We start from the raw sequence: 16,777 nt of genomic DNA on the forward strand, positions 1-16,777 counted from the left end.
GGGTTATTTCGACTCCTTTGCTGTATACTCATCAAGCTGCTCTTGCAGGTTTAGTGGAAGCTTTTCAGCCATCACGTTGATGAAATCTGTAACTTTTTGTTTTGGTTCTTTGTCAGCTTGTGCAAGTGCTTCCTTAACGTCAGCTTTAGCTTGCTCGATGACTTCGTTCTCTTTATCTTCGTTCCAAAGACCTTTTGCTTCCATGAAAGCACGGAAACGGACGAGTGGATCTTGTGCTTGATACTCATCATCCATGTCTTTTGTACGGTAACGTGTTGGATCATCACCAGCGAGTGTGTGTGGTCCATAACGGTAAGTCAATGTTTCGATCAATGTCGGAACACCGTTAAGTGCTTCTACGCGTGCTTGTTTCGTAGCAGCGTATACAGCAAGAACGTCCATACCGTCGACTTGGATACCATTGATACCAGCAGCAACAGCTTTTTGAGCGATAGTTTTCGCCATTGATTGTTTTTCGACAGGTGTCGAGATTGCGAAACGGTTGTTTTGAACGACGAAGATTGCAGGTGCTTTGAAAGCTCCAGCAAAGTTCATTCCTTCATAGAAGTCCCCTTGTGAAGAACCACCATCACCTGTGTAAGTGATCGCTACTTGTTCTTTACCGCTTTTCTTAAGACCGAGAGCAACACCAGCCGCTTGAACGATCTGCGCACCGATGATGATTTGTGGCATTAAGACGTTAACACCCTCAGGAATCTGACCGCCTGTGATGTGACCGCGTGAGAACAAGAATGCTTTGTAAAGTGGGAAGCCATGGAAGACCATTTGTGGAATATCACGGTATCCAGGAAGAATCCAGTCATCTTTATCCAAAGCGAATTGCGTACCGATCATTGACGCTTCTTGTCCAGCTACTGGAGCATAGAAACCAAGGCGTCCTTGACGGTTAAGTGAGATTGCACGTTGGTCCCAGATACGTGTGTATACGAGACGGCGCATTAATTCCGTAAGCTCTTCATCCGAGAGGTCTGGCATAGCGTCTTTATTGACGACTTCACCTTTCTCGTCAAGAATGCGGAACGTTTCAAAGTTTTCTTCCACGTTTTTAAACATGTTTACGTTCATCTTTTCACCTCATCCTTTCACTGCGTTCAGCGAAATATTCCTCTGACTGATTTGCCCACATGACAATAGTGTCCAAAAAACGAAGTCCCGTGTGACTATCCTTTGAACATGTGTCTGTGTACCTATTCAGTTGAGTAAACTGTATTATCATGAATCGACACGTTATAGTGTCTTGTTCATTACGTTACAAGTATAAATCTGTAACACCTTAAAATCAAAGGAAATGTTTTATTTTTTTCGCGATTCACATTGTGAATTCAATCACAAAACTAGAATATTCCATCTTCTGTATCATTCGATATTTTCCTACTGTGTTAGTTGTCATCATTCCCCACTTTCCTATGCTATACTTTTTGTAGATGAAAGGAGTGTTGTTCATGATCACCATGAATGAAATCGTACGCGAAGACGTTCCTGCTCTTCACGAACGGTCAGTAGAAGTGACCTTCCCTCTCAGCGATGAGGATAAGGAAACGATGCGACTCATGCGCGAGTTCCTCGCTAATAGTCAAGATGATGAAATTGCGAAGAAATATGACCTACGAAGCGGCATTGGACTTGCAGCACCACAAATCGGTGTCAACAAGCGTATGTTCGCAATCCGCTTACCGGATGGTGACGATTTATTGGAATTCGGTATTTATAATCCAAAAATCATCAGTCATTCCGTCGAGCAGACGTATTTAACAGGCGGCGAAGGATGTTTGTCCGTCGACCGTGAAGTCGAAGGACATGTACCGCGCTATATGCGTATTACCCTAACTGGCATCGATCATAACGGAAATCCGGTAAAATTACGTTTAAAAGGTATGAAAGCAATCGTCTGTCAACACGAATATGATCATTTAGATGGCGTCATGTTCTATGATCGGATCGATAAAAAAGAACCATTCAAGGAATATGGTTCTGCCACATAATATAAAAATCCTCGTTTCCGTTTCCGGAAACGAGGATTTTTTCGAATCAGACTTCCATGATGATCGGCATGACCATCGGATGACGTTGTGTTTTTTCAGTTAAATACGGTGTGAGCGTATCATTGATGACTTGTTTGATGTCCGTCCATTTCGTGTTACGGTTCGCAAGCGATTGATCAAGCGAGCGCTTGAGTAGACGTTCAGCATCTTTAATCAAATTACCTGACTCACGCATGTAGACGAAACCGCGCGAGATGATATCCGGTCCTGAGACGAGACGATTCGTTTTAGAGTCAAGCGTCACGACAACGACGACAAGTCCCTCTTCTGAGAGAATACGGCGGTCTCGTAAGACGATGTTACCGATATCACCGATTCCTTTTCCGTCAACATAAACGGCGTTCGCTTGAATCTTCCCAGTGATAGCGGCTGCATTTGCATCTAATGCCAGCACTTCACCGTTATCCATGACGAAACAGTTTTCTTCCGGTACACCAGCATCCATTGCTAGCGACATATGCTTCTTCAGCATCCGGTATTCTCCGTGAATCGGCATGAAGTATTTCGGATTCAATAGACGCAACATGAGCAACTGCTCTTGTTGACTACCATGACCTGATGTATGGATGTCATTTAATTTACCGTACATGACATCCGCGCCAGCTTTGTACAACTGGTTGATCGTCTTTCCGACTGAGACGACGTTCCCCGGGATAGGTGACGAAGAGAAGATGACGAGATCATCTGGAATGATTGAGATTTGACGGTGTGTTCCGTTTGCGATACGGCTAAGGGCCGCCATCGGTTCTCCTTGTGAACCGGTACAAAGGATCGTCAACTCGTTTGATTTATAACGCTTCATCTCGTTCGGCTCGATGATCGTACCCTTCGGCGCCTTGATGAAGTCAAGTTCTTGACCAATCATCATGACCTTATCCATGCTACGTCCGAAAACGACGATTTTTCGTCCTGCTTCAACAGAAGCATTGACGACTTGTTGGAGACGATAGATATTCGATGCGAATGTCGCGAAAATGATCCGTCCTTCCGCCTTACGGAAGATGTCTGAAATCGTTTCCCCAACGACACGTTCGCTCATCGTAAAACCTTCCACTTCAGCGTTCGTAGAATCCGATAAGAGGCACAAGACGCCTTCCTTACCAAGTTCAGCCATTTTCGCTAAATCAGCAGGTTCTCCGACCGGTGTGAAATCGAACTTAAAGTCCCCTGTATGCACGATATTGCCTTGTGGTGTCTTGACGACGACACCGAACGAGTTCGGAATCGAGTGTGTCGTACGGAAGAACGAGATACTCGTCTTCCGAAACTTGATGATCGAATCTTCATCGATTTCATGAAGTTCTGCATTCCGAAGCAAACCGTGTTCTTCTAGTTTGACTTTAATGAGACCCATTGCAATTTTTCCAGCGTAAATCGGTAAGTTTACTTGTTTAAGCAAGAAAGGAAGACCGCCAATATGGTCTTCGTGACCATGCGTGATGAAGACCCCTTTGACCTTATCTTTGTTCTTGATCAAATAAGTGTAATCCGGAATGACATAGTCGATTCCGAGTAATTCATCCTCAGGGAACATGACACCCGCGTCGATGACGATGATTTCATCTTGGAATTGAACGACATACGTGTTCTTTCCGATTTCCCCGAGTCCACCGAGTGCGAAGACGGCGGCTTGATGGTTTTTGACGAACTTCATTCGAACGTCGCAACCTTGAAGTCAGGATGTTGTTGTTCGTATGTCAAAAATTCTCCACTAACTTCGCGGATGAACTCAATGTTGATCTCTTTGAGGTGGTCAATCGTTGATCGCACGTCACGAATGCTTTCCCCTTCTACATACATCGTTTCTGTCCGTTCACGAACAGGTGCTTCCGAACGAAGCGGTTGGTAAAATACTTTAAAAATCATGTCTAGCAACTCCTTATCAGTACATTGTTTTTTGTCCTTAGTACAGTATACACGATACATGGACTATTTTTCATCCTTATTCCGCATGTTCCCTTCCGGCAACACGCTTTTGGTTATGCTATACTTTCACATGAACAGGTCATTTCGACCAATTAAAAAGAGAAGGTGAAACCATGGCAAATCAGAAAGTCGTCTTTTTCGATATCGACGGAACCTTATTGCATGATGGTCATTTCGTTCCGGAATCAACAAAACAGGCAATTCGTCAACTTCAAGAAAACGGTGTGTATGTAGCACTCGCGACTGGACGCGGTCCCGCAATGTTATCTGGGATTCGTGAGTTGCTCAACATTGATACGATCATCGGTTACAACGGGCAAATTGTGGTTCATCAAAACGAAATCATCTACAAACGTCCACAACCTAAAGTCGATCTGACACATTTGACGCAACAAGCAAAGGAAAACGGACATACGCTTGTCTATCTTGGCGAAACAAAAGGTTTTACAACGAAATCAAATGATTTTCATGTCGTTGATTCGCTCGGTGATCTCGACATGCCGTTACCGCTTCACGATGAAGAAGCCTTCTTGTCTCACGATGTGTTCCAAACGCTTGTCTACTGTACGGCAGAAGAAGAAACAGATTACATCAAACGTTACGATGCTTTTGATTTCATTCGCTGGCATCCCCATGCGATGGATGTCATCAACGTCGGTTCCTCGAAAGCAGAAGGCATCAAACAGTTCTTGAAATTGACAAACATTCGCCGCGAGGATACCTTTGCTTTTGGAGATGCTCTCAATGACCTTGAAATGCTACGCTATGTCGGGACTGGTATTGCAATGGGCAACGGACTTCCGGAAACAAAAGCCGCTGCCGATTATGTCACGAAACCTATTCTTGAAGACGGTATCGCACATGGACTTAAAGAATTCCAACTCATCTAATAGATAGATGTAAAGCTGAGGCATGCCTCAGCTTTTTTTAATTCTTTACTTTATGAATCGCGCGTTCTAAGCGATCAAGATCTTCATTCTCACCAATGACGACGAGATAATCGCCTTTTTCAATGACTTCATCTGCCTGCAAGGAGATCATGACATTTTCACCCCGTTTGATGGCGACAACGTTTGCTCCATATTTACTTCGTAAGTCGAGATCAATTAAGGTTTGTTTTGCCATCTGATCACTGACTTTAATCTCAACGATTGAAAATTCTTGTGATAAGTCTAAGTAATCAAGGATATTCGAACTCATCAATCCGTTCGCAATCCGAACCCCCATATCCCGCTCAGGGTGAACGATGAAATCCGCTCCGATTTTTCGCAATACTTTTTCATGGTAATCATTCGTTGCTTTGACGGTGATCGATTGTACACCAAGCTCTTTTAAGATCAACGTCGTCAAGATAGACGCTTGAATGTTCTCCCCAATAGCGACGATGACATGATCAAAGTTTCGAATCCCCAAACTTTTTAAAACGTTCTCATCGGTCGTATCGGCAATGACAGAATGTGTCGCAATCCCCATGAATTCGTTGACACGTTCCTCATCGGAATCAATTGCCAAGACATCATAGCCGTTTTTCGATAATTCGCGGACAATCGAGCCACCAAAACGCCCTAGTCCGATTACTGCAAACTCTCCATTCATTTTCACAACTCTCCTTCACAATCGCTCTTCCTTAGTAGTGTACCCGATTCAATTTAAAAATACTATAAACGCCTCTGCGAATCGCAGAGGCGTTTATCCATTCATTATTTTGATGATTTTCCACGTACATAATCGTTATCGAACAAGAAGAGCCGTAAAATCAAATACAACGCCGGAATTAAGAGTAAAAGTCCGAAGATGAAAACGACGACGAGTGCGGAAGCCATCGTTTCGTTTACGACTGCTTTGTTGATATCGATATATGGATACAAGATATACGGCAAGTGTGTATATCCGTAACCAAACCACGCGACTGCATATTGTAGCATGACCGCGACGAACGCGATGCCATAGTTTTTCTTCATATAGACGAGTGTCACGGCAATGAGGAAAAATAAGAAACTAGCAGCGAACCACCACCAGTTGCCGTTTAGGATATTTTCATAATGCCATGCTGCTTGGTTCTTCAGTCCAAAGAAGACGAGCGCACAGACGAGGATTGTTGGTCCACTCCAGAAGAGTGCCCATTTCCGAATAAGCGGCGTAGCTCCCTCATCTTTCGCTTTATCCGCGTAGAATAAGAGGAACATCGCGCTGATGTATAAGACAGATACGATAGCGAGCGCTACGACCGTCCACGAGTAAAAGTTCGAAAATAATTTCGTTCCTAAAAACTCAACTGTATCATTCGTTTTGCGGATGAAACCACCTTGACTGATCGTCAATGTCGTCGACATCGCAGCAGGAATCAGCAACCCTGTCGCTCCATATAAAAATGTGTAGAACATGCTGTCATTTGATCCATAATTGGCGAACGCATAAAAACTACCACGAATCGCAATCAAGACAAGAACAATTGACGCTGGTACGAGTAGTGCCGTACCGAAATAGTAAGCGGAGTCTGGGAAGAACCCAACTAGTCCTACGAAGAAGAATACGAAGAAGACATTCGTTACCTCCCAAACAGGAGAGAGGTAACGAAGAATCAATCGATTCGTCAGATGATCCCGCTTCGTATATTTTGAATAAAAGGCGTAAAATCCAGCACCGAAGTCAATTGAGGCAACGATGAGATATCCGTACAGGAAAGTCCAAAGGACCGTGATCCCTAGTGTTTGAACGTCCAAATCGTTCCCTCCTTACTTGTTATCATCCACGAACATTGCTTCACCGCGTGCATGGTGGTTTTCAGCAAGTTCTTGAAGTTCTTTTCCAACCGTGTTTTTCTTAAACATCCGTAATAAGACGACCGTACAAATCGTGCCAAGCAACAAGTACAATGCACTGAATAAAATGAGCATCGGACCAACCGCTGTTGAAGTCGTCGCCGCGTCCGCTGTTCGCATGATACCGTAAAGCGTCCAAGGTTGACGACCAATCTCAGCGTACATCCATCCCGCTTCGATTGAAATCATCGCTAACGGACCACCGATGAACACCCCTCGTAAAATCCACTTATTATATGGATTCAATTTTTTCAATCGGAATGCCAAGATGAACAAAGCAGAGATAGCAGTCAAGTACATCCCAATCGATACCATGATATCAAAGAAATAGTGGACGATCAGTGGTGCTTGATCTTCTTTTGCGAATTCGTTTAAACCGATGACTTCCGTATTCGGAGCCCCACCTGCAAGAATTGAGAGCGCATATGGGATTTTGACGGCTCCTTTGATTTCATAACTGCCGTCTTCTTGCTGATCAAGTATCCCACCAAAAATCAATTCTGCTTCATTTGTCGTATCAAAATGCCATTCCGCAGCTGCTAGTTTTTCTGGCTGGTATTTCGCTAAATATTTCCCTGAGAAGTCACCGACAAGTGCTGTCGAGAACGCGAAAATCAGACCAGCCATGACAGTGAGACGAAGAGCTTTCTTATGATATGCCGTCTCTGCTGCTGAGAGTGTCTTTTTGCGAAGCAAATGGAACGCCGCGATTGCTGCCAAGATAAAGGCAACAGTCAAGTAAGCTGAAACGATGACGTGTGTCGCCTTCGTCGGTGTCGCTGTATTAAACATTGCTTTTAATGGTTCGATTTGCGTCAACGTACCATTAACGATCTTAAATCCTTCTGGTGAGTTCATGAAGGAGTTGACTGTCGTGATGAAGAACGCTGATGCTGTCGCACCAATGACGACTGGAATCCCAATCAACCAGTGCAACCACGGATTTTTGAACCGGTCCCACGTATACAAGTAAATACCAAGGAAAATCGCTTCAAAGAAGAACGCGAACGTCTCCATAAATAGTGGCAGAGCAATTGTTTGACCCGCTACTTGCATGAGTGACGGCCAAAGTAATGATAGTTGCAAGCCGATTGCCGTCCCTGTTACGACACCGACCGCTACGGTAACGACGTATCCACGCGTCCACCGTCTTGCTAATAAGATATAATCTGGATCTTTGCGTTTCAGACCGATGAATTCAGCTGCCAGTACCATGAGCGGTACTCCGACACCAATCGTCGCGAAAATAATATGAAACGCTAGTGTGAGCCCTGTCAACAATCGACTGAGCACTACGGGATCATTGAACATGTATTTAGCCCCCTCTTCCTAAAACATACTTCTCTATATGGTCTATAACCGTATCATAGAGAACATAACCCTTTGTGTCTGTTTATAATGTTTGATGTAACAAATTGTTCACATATACACGTGATTTTTTTCACAAAATGTTCGAAAACTCTTATTCCTACATATATTAAAAACTTTCCCATTCCTGAATTCGAAAGGGAAAGCTTTATATCCTTTATTATTTCATAAAAACTTTTAAACATACTCTCGGAAATAATGGTCAAGTAAATCAATGACAAAAGAAATGGCTGATTCATCCGGGTTTAATGTTGGTTGATGCAAACCAGATGTCGGATTATCGACGCCGAGCCAGAACATCATCCCTGGGATCTCTTTCAGCATGAAACCAAAATCTTCCCCTGTCATCGCCGCGTCACATTCGATATAGTTGGCATTCATCTTGACGAATGATGAGAATTTATCCACGATTTGCCGGTCGTTGACGACTTCATAATAGCGATTACCGAATTGCAGATCGATTTTAACACCAAACGAAGCTTCGATTCCTCGAATGATGTCACGGACACGACGTTCGAGTTTTTCCATGTCTTCGCCGTTTAGCGCACGCATCGTTCCGTCAAGAACCGCTCTACCAGCAATGACATTCTCACGAATACCTGCATCCACTTTCCCAATCGTGATGACACTACAATTCATCGGATTAATGGATCGACTGACGATCGTTTGCAATTGCATGATCAAGGCTGCTTGCGCAACAACTGTATCAATCGTCAAATGAGGAAAAGCCGCATGACCACTTTGACCATAGATCGTGATATGAACTTCTCGAGCACTCGCGAACAGTACGCCTGGACGACTAGCAATCGTACCGACTGGATATTCCGGTGCAACGTGAAGACCATACATCTCACTCGGACGATATTTTTCAAATAACGGACTTTTAATCATCGGCTCCGCCCCGCCCGGTCCTTCTTCTGCCGGTTGGAATAAAAAGACGACATCATCCATGACTGGTAGTTCAACGATCCGTTTCATCAACCCTAAAGCAATCGAGGCATGCATGTCATGACCACATGCATGCATGAACCCTGGGTGTTCTGAGCAATACGGAAGCCCTGTCGCTTCTTCAATCGGTAACCCATCAATATCTGCGCGATACCCGATCGTTCGGTTTCCAGTCAATCCTTTCACTCGAACGAAAACACCCGTTTCGAACGTGTCATATGTGACACGATCTGGCGGATATGCACGAATTTGTTCCAATATAAAAGCTTGCGTCTTAAATTCCTTGAACCCGGGTTCCGGTATTTTATGAAGCGCGCGCCGCATTTCAATGGCGTATTCCATCTGACTGACTTCCTCCTTCTTCTTTTACGATGTCCCAAAAAGCTTGGACTTGTTTTAATTCAAGCATCGACTCCGTGGACAAGATCCAAGTATCTCGCTTCAGTACTTTTCCGGATGATGTCTTCAACGGAAGCTGCATGACTTCATTCGATTGCTGAATCGTCGACTCAGGTAAGATCGCAAAACCGATGCCATGTAACGCCATCTGTTTGCATGTCTCGATTTGGTCGACGACCAGTGTCCGAGATGGGGGACTTGCGAACCGATCTTGCCACCACTCTAAAATTTCTTGATAGTACGTCGAATCACTTTTGAACTGGATGAACGGGCGATCCGTCACACGCAATTGTTCAATCGACGTCAACTCACTATCAACTAGATAGAGCGGGTCTGAAAAAAGGCGCTCTTTAACACCTTTCCAGTCCGGGTTTCCACGAATGATCCCGATATGAAAGTGTTCCTCTAACATATGACGCATCATCTCACTTGACCATCCGGTGACCAACTGGACACGCACATGCGGATAACGCTCGACGAATCGTTTTAAGACACGGGGAAGCCAATATTGCCCCATGATGGAGGCGACAGCAATTCGAAGTGTTCCATACACGGCTCCCTCTTCTGCTGTCAATTCACTTTTTAGTTCCAGTTCCTTCCGATTCATCTCTTTTGCGAGACCAATCACTTTTTCTCCTTGCGGTGTGATGCTTAAGCCACGCGATGAACGAATGAATAGTTTGGTTCCCCAGCGTCTCTCAATCGCAACAAGACGTTGACTAAGCGCAGGTTGTGAAACGAATAATCGTTCAGCAGCTCGCCTCATATTCAATTCTTCCGATAAAGTGATCAACATTTCCATTTCCGACACTTGCAATGTGAGATTCGACTCCTCATGATATAAGATGGCATTAGTTTAACACGTTAGAAAGGACGATACATATGACACGCTATCATTTTATGTTCATCATCTCAACGATTGCAACGCTTGGCAGTCTCTATTTTAGTGAAATTCGTGGATTCATCCCTTGCCCTCTCTGTTGGTGGCAACGACTATTCATGTATACGACAGCCTTTTATTTACTTATTTCCTTATTCCGGTCGAAAACGATCGATCCACTCTTTGTACGCCTATATGTGCTTGCCGGCTTTGGTGTCGCCTTGTACCATGTCATCCTTGAGCGTTTACCCGATGGCGAAGCGTTATGTTCGAGTGGCTGTCTCATCAAATGGGTCAACTATTTCGGTTTCTTGACGATTCCGATGATGAGTCTCATTGCCTTTACATTACTATTAATTCTGGCGTTCTATCCAGCACGTTCGAACAATGAAGCGTAAGATATGAATCTTTGGTCAATACAAAGAAGGAGAAGTCAATTCGGCTTCTCCTTCTTTCGTCATTTTACATCACGTCCATCGATTGAAAACACTTACGGCGCTTGAGAACGCAAGCTCTGAGAGTTGTCCCGTCCCTTCACACCAGTCTCCGACGAAAGCGACACCTGCATGTCCCGGAATTTGAGTCGCAAGAGGACCTTGCCCCATTTTCCATTTGATTTCTTGTACGACTGCTCGTTTAATCGTTCGTTCTGCAACGATACGTTCTCTCCAGTCTGTGAAATGAACGTCAAGCATCTGTTCGATTCCCTTTCGAACATGTCCGATATAATCAGGATCCTCAAGTCGATCGTGTTCAAGATAAGCGATTGCTTGAAGGACTTGACCATCCTTTGGTGCGAGGCTTGCATCATAATGCGATAAATCCGTGATGAACGCTCGATGCGAACGGTCGTAGATGTATGAATACGGTGTTTGGATATAAGGCTGAAGTCCGAGATCATACACGAAAACTTCGACGGGTTCATGACTCGCATGCGGTGTCACGAATTTTTGGATCGTCGTTGGAGTCGCCATTTTTAAGATTTCACGTGGTGGTACGGCAAAGATGATCCGTTCCACATTCCATTCTTGTTTTTTTCGATCACGTACCAAGAATCCTGTCGTAGTCAATTCGACTGCTGTTATTTTTGTTTTTTTCAAGATCTCTCCGCGGTTCTCTAGGATGATCCGTTCCAATTCCTGTACTAACCCTTGCCAACCCCCTTCGATGTATGAGACAGGCTTTCGCGTCCGAAAAAGCTTTTGATAATACTCGAAATAGACATCTGATGGAATTTTTTCTGGTTCTGCCGTAAAAAAATTCGTTGATGCCAAATCAAGCATCAACTGTGCCACTTGTTCATCGACGCGTTCTGTTTTTAACCATTGCCCGATGGATTGTTGCGGATTCCCTCGTTCGACTCGTAAAATCGTTTTAATAATCTCCCATGTAAAACGTACTTTGTTCGTTCCTTCGATGACTTCTGTTTTCAGTAGTCCCCAGGCATTCGCAGGAACAGCCGTCAAATGACCTGAAAATTCATATTTCGCACGACTCGCTGAAAAATCAAGCCACGTCACTTCGATACCGAGTTGTTTCGTTAATTTGCGAAGAATTGATTGATCGCGTCCATAAATCGCATGGGCACCGTAATTAAATGTAAAGCCCTTTACGGTTTGAGAGGTGGCACGTCCTCCGAGTAATCCAGCATCCCAGAGCGTGACCGGTGTTCCTTGTTTTGCAAATAATGCCGCTGCTGTCAATCCGGATAACCCTCCACCTATGATCCCAATCGTCATACTCTCGCCTCCTCAACCATCGTTTCTCTTCTTTTCCCATAACGACCGGAGAAGAATCGAAGAACATGAAAAAAGACATGATTTCAATCATGAAATCATATCTTCTTATTTTTGATTATGCTTTCCACCATTCATCAAGTGGTGAGACGGGCATATGATGCTTATGTCCAACACGTTTATACTGCGTCTCTAACTTTTCTTGACTTGCTTCTGAAATCGACTTACCTTCCAAATAATCATCAATTTCTTCGTATGTCATTCCGAGTGCCACTTCGTCTGGTAGTGCCGGACGATTTTCTTCAAGGTCTGCTGTCGGAACTTTTTCAATCAAGACTTCTGGGGCGTTCAAGTAACGTAAGAGTTGTTTCCCTTGCCGTTTATTCAGTCCCGTTAATGGCGTTAAATCACATGCACCATCCCCATGTTTCGTGTAGAATCCCGTCACGAATTCGGCTGCATGATCCGTTCCAACGACTAAACAGCCATAATGAGCAGCTAAATCATATTGACTCTTCATTCGTTCTCGCGCTTTCGTATTTCCTTTGCTAAAGTCTGAAAGTTCTGCACCTGTCGCCTCTTCGAATGCCCGCATCGATGCTTCGACCGCTGGTTTGATATTCACACGAAGCGAATGATCCGGTTGAATAAAAGTCAAGGCTGCCTGTGCGTCTGCTTCATCTTGTTGTTCACCGTAAGGCAAGCGGACCGCATAAAATGAGACATCTTGTCCCTCTTCTTTTCGCAACTCTTCAACTGCCAGTTGGCATAGACGACCTGCGAGCGTTGAATCTTGTCCCCCGGAGATGCCTAATACGAATCCCTTCGCCCCTGTATGCTTGAGATACGCCTTCAAGAAGGCTACCCGCTCGTTTACTTCTTGGGCTGGATCAATGATAGGTTTAACGCCTGTTACTTGGATGATTTCTTGTTGCATGAATAAATTCACTCCTTCACATCGTTTTGATCGTCATTTTGAATCAATCATTTGTTGATCCGTCGTTTGTTTTGCATTTGCTCCTTTGAACTGGCGGATTGTCGATACGCGAATTTCCTTGCTATCACCTAAAGAGGAGATCGGTAATTCCACCGTGTACTGTTTCGTTTCGCGTTTTGTGAACGTATCCTTTTCAATCGCTTGCGTGAATACTTGTTCTTTCTCAAAATCATACGTTACGTGTTGTTTCGCATCAATCAATTGAGCCTGAAATCGTTGTGAGGAAGGGTATGTCACGTTTACACTGTGATCATTTGGATTTGTTAAGGAAATGTCTAATTGCATCATACTGTCTTGCTTTGTCGTTTTGACTGCAATCTGAATCGGTTCGTTCATGGTTTTTGTTGCCTGTTGTTTCTTTTCTTGGCAACCTGCTAAACAAACAGTAAGCAGCAACAGAATGAAAACGAGACGTTTCATTTCATCCCTCCTTTTATCTAATCAATTTTATCACAAAAAAAAGCGAGAGAGGATTTCCTCTCTCGCACATTTCATCTCTTATGCTACAGGTAAAGTAGATGGATTCATCTTGAATGAAAACAATTGCTCTAAACCTGTCGCAAACAGTTCGTCACAGATATCTTCTGCCGCGTTTGCTGGTGCAACCAATGTAATCGTACGACTGTCCATTGTTTCGATCGTGACATATACCCCTGTTGTTGTCCGTTCCTTGTATCCTACTGCTAAATCAGTTTCAGCGAAAAGTAACATATCCCCGATTCTCCCCTTTTCTCATTCATATGCCAAGCCAAAAGATGACCTACATGCTTCGAATTCGTTGTTGTAGGTTTACTGTATCAAAGAGATGAAAAAAGAAGAGAATAGTCATTCGACATTTCATTTCAAAACAATATTTCAGTTCAAACAGGGATATTTTGGAATAATCTACATAGTTGTTGCATGCAAGCGTTTTTACGAGCGTTTCCAACACATTTCATTTCGATTTCAAAAAGATGACAACATAATTTTGATTATTTTACCATCATTTTTAGATAACAGGGAAAATATACCTAGACAATCGATGGCTCATTTTGTCGAATGATTCTTTCACACAATATTATTTTGAGTTCTCATGAACTTTCATCTATCATTCGATTCATTTGTTGCCAGACCGTCCCTAGTGCTTCTTCCCCACTTTCGATTCGAGTCAAGGCGAGTTCCGCCTGTAAAGCGACTTCATATTCTCGGTCTCGGCTCGCTTCACGCAGTCTTGGAATCGACTGTTCTGTTCCAACATCGAACAGGAATCGAGCAGCCCGCCAACGTACTAGTTTATTTTTATCCGTCAAAGCCTCCATCATCATTGGTTCAGCCTCTGGCATCGCCCAATCCGAAATCGTATCACCTGCTGTTCGTCGTACGATACCTGATGGATCATGGAGTGCACTTGTCAGATACTCTAGTAATTCTTCCCGATGTTCTTCGAACATCCCAAGCTTTACGATTGCTTGACGACGAATTTGCATTTTTTCATCCTGTAATAATCGTGCATACGCCGGAACCCATTCCATTTCAACAGGCAGTTCATCGAGCGCCGCGAATCGTTCTTTCCAATCAGACGAACGAATAGCTTGACCACTAAAGGCAATATCTTCCCCTGCTGCGAGCGACTTGAGACGTTCGATACGTTCGACTGGATATGCGATCTCAATCTCATTCGCTACTTCACGCAAACTTTCGTCAAGGTCACCGTATCGAGGTGCTTGTTCCACCCAGCGTCGATCGCTAATGACATTCTGAACGAACGGTTGGACGAATAGCGCTGCTTCTCGGAATCGTTCTGGCAACCCTTCTCGTTTTTCTTCTAAGCCTTTCACACCTTTGATTTGCATTGGTACGCCTAAAATGAACTGTACAAATAAATGGACTGGCTCATACTCAGCATCTGTCTCGTGCTGTTCAACGTCATTTAACGTTTCACCGAACGCACGTCGTATATCGATGACAAGCGAACGCCAATCATATTTCGGATAACGCTCGATCGATAAAAAGTCACTGACCTGATAAACAAACTTAACGCCAGGTATTTCAAGTAATCGCTGAATGTGTTCCGGTGCGCCAAAGGCATGCTCGAATGTCTGCCCCTTTTCCGAAAAGATCTCATCAACGATGACTTTCATGTTATTTGGACTTGGTGTTGGTTCAATCGCTACGATTTTCATGTGTATCCCCTCCACTTCTATCATTTCAGATATCTAATCTGAAATGCAAAGCAAATGCCCTACAGACATGACCGTAGGGCAAAAACTTACTTGAATGCTTCTTCGATAATTGCAACGAAGGCATCCGGTGTCTCAAGCATCCCCATGTGTCCACTGTCTGTTGACCGATGTATGAGATGATCATTTGTTGGTGCAAACGCACTTTCCTCTGAGATCAATGGATCCTTCGTACCATGAATGATGACACCTTTTACGTTTGCTTTCGTTAAAGCTTTCGTCATATCCCGACGATCTCGCATCGCAGAGAGTGCACGGATGGCTCCTTCGACGGTCATCATATACCCAATTTCAAGTGCTTCAGCAACAGCGAATTCATCGGCTCCTTCCGCAAATAAGGACGGAACAAGACCATTGACAAATTCTCTTACTCCAACTTCTTCGACGCGCGTGATATTTTGATTTCGTTTTTGTTTCGCTTGTTCATCATCTGCTTTCGCCGTTGAGTAAACGAGACCATATCCACTGATTTGGTCGGCATACCTTTCCACGATTGCAGCCGTGATGTACCCGCCAAAAGAGTGACCAACGATGATTGGCTTTTCAACACCACGTCGCTCTAGATCATCCATGACCCATTCTGCGAACCCCTCAATCGTATCAGGTCCGACATCCAGTCCTTCATGTCCTGGTAAACTCAACGGTAAAACTTCAAAAGAATGTCGTAAATTTGCCTCTACCCGATTAAAATAATCTGTCCCTCCTGTAAATCCATGTAGGAGTACAAGTGTTTGTTTTTCCATTGACTACCTCATCCCTTCCACTCAGATGCGAGCATACGGTACATCGTCAAGTTCATGAAACGACCATGACTATATGCATAATCTTCTAATAATCCTTCTGCTTGAAACCCTAATTTTTGAACCAATGCATTGGAAGCAAGATTCTCAGGTGCTACGAGAGCACTGATACGATGGAGAGCGAATTCCTCAAATCCGTAAGTCAGAACAGCTCGAGCCGCTTCGGAAGCCACCCCGCGTTGCCAATACTCTTGACTGACTTCAAAGCCAATTTCAGCTCGATGGTATTGGGAAAGCCAGTTATGAAAACCAATCGTACCGATCAATTGATTCGTTTCTGCATCAGCAATTGCCCAGCGAATCGCTTTACCTTGTGTAAACTGTTCCTTGAAGTAACTGATGACATTTTTTGCTTCATAGACTGTCACAAGCGGATCTGATCCGTAATAGTACATGACTTCATCATCTGATAGGATTTTAAACAATTCACGTGCGTCACGGTTTTCGAGCTCACGTAATACGAAGCGCTCGGTTCGCAATTCCGGGAATGGCTTTCGCAAGCCCCACATGCTCCATCACCTCTCTTTATGCTTCTCTATGTAGTATGCCCGTTTTCAGGAGTAAATATCCTTTCAGGCAATTCGAAGTTTTGCTACTATTGAATTATGAATGAGTTAGT

At 44.0% G+C, this 16,777-nt stretch carries 18 protein-coding genes; 3 read left to right on the forward strand and 15 right to left on the reverse strand.

All coding sequences use genetic code 11. The annotated features are described in order from the left end of the window. Positions 1-3: 3 nt before the first annotated feature. Entirely contained in the window at positions 4-1,086 is a 1,083-nt protein-coding gene (pdhA, locus tag HZS85_RS07370) for a pyruvate dehydrogenase (acetyl-transferring) E1 component subunit alpha (protein WP_035406689.1), read from the reverse strand. A gap of 377 nt (positions 1,087-1,463) precedes the next feature. Between pdhA and def the strand changes: the two genes are divergently transcribed. Beyond that, the gene (def, locus tag HZS85_RS07375) at positions 1,464-2,003 is read left to right on the forward strand and encodes a peptide deformylase (RefSeq protein WP_214854653.1); all 540 of its coding nucleotides are present in this window, start codon (positions 1,464-1,466) and stop codon (positions 2,001-2,003) included. Positions 2,004-2,049: 46 nt separating this feature from the next. Here def and rnjA read toward each other — a convergent pair whose 3' ends face one another. Further along, a complete protein-coding gene (gene rnjA / locus HZS85_RS07380; protein WP_035406688.1) occupies positions 2,050-3,717 on the reverse strand; it encodes a ribonuclease J1 in 1,668 nt (555 codons plus the stop codon). After that, complete coding sequence (locus tag HZS85_RS07385) at positions 3,714-3,929, reverse strand: DNA-dependent RNA polymerase subunit epsilon (protein WP_029342182.1); 216 nt, start codon at positions 3,927-3,929, stop codon at positions 3,714-3,716. Before HZS85_RS07385 ends, rnjA begins: the two co-directional genes overlap by 4 nt. A gap of 173 nt (positions 3,930-4,102) precedes the next feature. Between HZS85_RS07385 and HZS85_RS07390 the strand changes: the two genes are divergently transcribed. Next, positions 4,103-4,879 (forward strand): Cof-type HAD-IIB family hydrolase, encoded by a 777-nt coding sequence (locus HZS85_RS07390; RefSeq protein WP_214854654.1) that lies wholly within the window; start codon positions 4,103-4,105, stop codon positions 4,877-4,879. Positions 4,880-4,916: 37 nt separating this feature from the next. Here the strand turns inward: HZS85_RS07390 and HZS85_RS07395 are convergent, their stop codons facing one another. The 5 genes from HZS85_RS07395 to HZS85_RS07415 all read right to left on the reverse strand — a co-directional run bounded on the left by HZS85_RS07395 (position 4,917) and on the right by HZS85_RS07415 (position 10,343). Beyond that, the gene (locus tag HZS85_RS07395; protein ID WP_214854655.1) at positions 4,917-5,585 is read right to left on the reverse strand and encodes a potassium channel family protein; all 669 of its coding nucleotides are present in this window, start codon (positions 5,583-5,585) and stop codon (positions 4,917-4,919) included. Between the two features lie 104 nt (positions 5,586-5,689). Beyond that, positions 5,690-6,712, reverse strand: a complete 1,023-nt coding sequence (locus tag HZS85_RS07400) for a cytochrome d ubiquinol oxidase subunit II (protein ID WP_035406681.1) — start codon at positions 6,710-6,712, stop codon at positions 5,690-5,692. Positions 6,713-6,724: 12 nt separating this feature from the next. Then, positions 6,725-8,122, reverse strand: a complete 1,398-nt coding sequence (locus tag HZS85_RS07405) for a cytochrome ubiquinol oxidase subunit I (protein ID WP_035406678.1) — start codon at positions 8,120-8,122, stop codon at positions 6,725-6,727. A 234-nt stretch (positions 8,123-8,356) separates the two neighbouring features. Beyond that, complete coding sequence (locus HZS85_RS07410) at positions 8,357-9,469, reverse strand: N-acetyldiaminopimelate deacetylase (protein ID WP_214854656.1); 1,113 nt, start codon at positions 9,467-9,469, stop codon at positions 8,357-8,359. Next, the gene (locus HZS85_RS07415; protein ID WP_023468861.1) at positions 9,453-10,343 is read right to left on the reverse strand and encodes a transcriptional regulator CcpC; all 891 of its coding nucleotides are present in this window, start codon (positions 10,341-10,343) and stop codon (positions 9,453-9,455) included. Before HZS85_RS07415 ends, HZS85_RS07410 begins: the two co-directional genes overlap by 17 nt. Before the next feature lie 65 nt (positions 10,344-10,408). Here HZS85_RS07415 and HZS85_RS07420 point away from each other — a divergent pair, with 65 nt between their 5' ends. Beyond that, positions 10,409-10,804 carry a disulfide bond formation protein B gene (locus HZS85_RS07420; RefSeq protein WP_035406674.1) on the forward strand — a complete coding sequence of 132 codons (396 nt, stop codon included), beginning with the start codon at positions 10,409-10,411 and terminating at the stop codon, positions 10,802-10,804. Between the two features lie 69 nt (positions 10,805-10,873). Here the strand turns inward: HZS85_RS07420 and HZS85_RS07425 are convergent, their stop codons facing one another. The 7 genes from HZS85_RS07425 to HZS85_RS07455 form a co-directional block, all read right to left on the reverse strand. Then, positions 10,874-12,145 (reverse strand): FAD-dependent oxidoreductase, encoded by a 1,272-nt coding sequence (locus HZS85_RS07425; RefSeq protein ID WP_214854658.1) that lies wholly within the window; start codon positions 12,143-12,145, stop codon positions 10,874-10,876. Positions 12,146-12,260: 115 nt separating this feature from the next. Continuing rightward, the gene (gene nadE / locus HZS85_RS07430; protein ID WP_035406669.1) at positions 12,261-13,079 is read right to left on the reverse strand and encodes an ammonia-dependent NAD(+) synthetase; all 819 of its coding nucleotides are present in this window, start codon (positions 13,077-13,079) and stop codon (positions 12,261-12,263) included. Between the two features lie 33 nt (positions 13,080-13,112). Next, the gene (locus tag HZS85_RS07435) at positions 13,113-13,559 is read right to left on the reverse strand and encodes a BsuPI-related putative proteinase inhibitor (RefSeq protein ID WP_214854660.1); all 447 of its coding nucleotides are present in this window, start codon (positions 13,557-13,559) and stop codon (positions 13,113-13,115) included. Between the two features lie 78 nt (positions 13,560-13,637). Beyond that, positions 13,638-13,850 (reverse strand): hypothetical protein, encoded by a 213-nt coding sequence (locus tag HZS85_RS07440; protein ID WP_214854661.1) that lies wholly within the window; start codon positions 13,848-13,850, stop codon positions 13,638-13,640. Between the two features lie 359 nt (positions 13,851-14,209). Beyond that, positions 14,210-15,301, reverse strand: coding sequence for a conserved virulence factor C family protein (locus HZS85_RS07445; protein WP_214854662.1), 1,092 nt, complete (start codon positions 15,299-15,301; stop codon positions 14,210-14,212). Positions 15,302-15,387: 86 nt separating this feature from the next. Then, entirely contained in the window at positions 15,388-16,101 is a 714-nt protein-coding gene (locus HZS85_RS07450; protein ID WP_214854664.1) for an alpha/beta fold hydrolase, read from the reverse strand. Between the two features lie 8 nt (positions 16,102-16,109). Continuing rightward, the gene (locus HZS85_RS07455) at positions 16,110-16,667 is read right to left on the reverse strand and encodes a GNAT family N-acetyltransferase (protein WP_035406655.1); all 558 of its coding nucleotides are present in this window, start codon (positions 16,665-16,667) and stop codon (positions 16,110-16,112) included. Positions 16,668-16,777: the final 110 nt, after the last annotated feature.

The sequence above is a fragment of the Exiguobacterium sp. s130 genome, assembly GCF_018619055.1.
GTDB lineage: Bacteria > Bacillota > Bacilli > Exiguobacteriales > Exiguobacteriaceae > Exiguobacterium_A.

Coding starts and splice junctions, on each gene's coding strand:
- rnjA (WP_035406688.1), bottom strand. CDS start 3,717: ATGAAGTTCGTCAAAAACCATCAAGCCGCCGTCTTCGCACTCGGTGGA.
- HZS85_RS07455 (WP_035406655.1), bottom strand. CDS start 16,667: ATGTGGGGCTTGCGAAAGCCATTCCCGGAATTGCGAACCGAGCGCTTC.
- HZS85_RS07425 (WP_214854658.1), bottom strand. CDS start 12,145: ATGACGATTGGGATCATAGGTGGAGGGTTATCCGGATTGACAGCAGCG.
- HZS85_RS07445 (WP_214854662.1), bottom strand. CDS start 15,301: ATGAAAATCGTAGCGATTGAACCAACACCAAGTCCAAATAACATGAAA.
- HZS85_RS07450 (WP_214854664.1), bottom strand. CDS start 16,101: ATGGAAAAACAAACACTTGTACTCCTACATGGATTTACAGGAGGGACA.
- HZS85_RS07395 (WP_214854655.1), bottom strand. CDS start 5,585: ATGAATGGAGAGTTTGCAGTAATCGGACTAGGGCGTTTTGGTGGCTCG.
- HZS85_RS07435 (WP_214854660.1), bottom strand. CDS start 13,559: ATGAAACGTCTCGTTTTCATTCTGTTGCTGCTTACTGTTTGTTTAGCA.
- HZS85_RS07385 (WP_029342182.1), bottom strand. CDS start 3,929: ATGATTTTTAAAGTATTTTACCAACCGCTTCGTTCGGAAGCACCTGTT.
- HZS85_RS07410 (WP_214854656.1), bottom strand. CDS start 9,469: ATGGAATACGCCATTGAAATGCGGCGCGCGCTTCATAAAATACCGGAA.
- pdhA (WP_035406689.1), bottom strand. CDS start 1,086: ATGAACGTAAACATGTTTAAAAACGTGGAAGAAAACTTTGAAACGTTC.
- HZS85_RS07440 (WP_214854661.1), bottom strand. CDS start 13,850: ATGTTACTTTTCGCTGAAACTGATTTAGCAGTAGGATACAAGGAACGG.
- HZS85_RS07390 (WP_214854654.1), top strand. CDS start 4,103: ATGGCAAATCAGAAAGTCGTCTTTTTCGATATCGACGGAACCTTATTG.
- HZS85_RS07420 (WP_035406674.1), top strand. CDS start 10,409: ATGACACGCTATCATTTTATGTTCATCATCTCAACGATTGCAACGCTT.
- nadE (WP_035406669.1), bottom strand. CDS start 13,079: ATGCAACAAGAAATCATCCAAGTAACAGGCGTTAAACCTATCATTGAT.
- HZS85_RS07405 (WP_035406678.1), bottom strand. CDS start 8,122: ATGTTCAATGATCCCGTAGTGCTCAGTCGATTGTTGACAGGGCTCACA.
- def (WP_214854653.1), top strand. CDS start 1,464: ATGATCACCATGAATGAAATCGTACGCGAAGACGTTCCTGCTCTTCAC.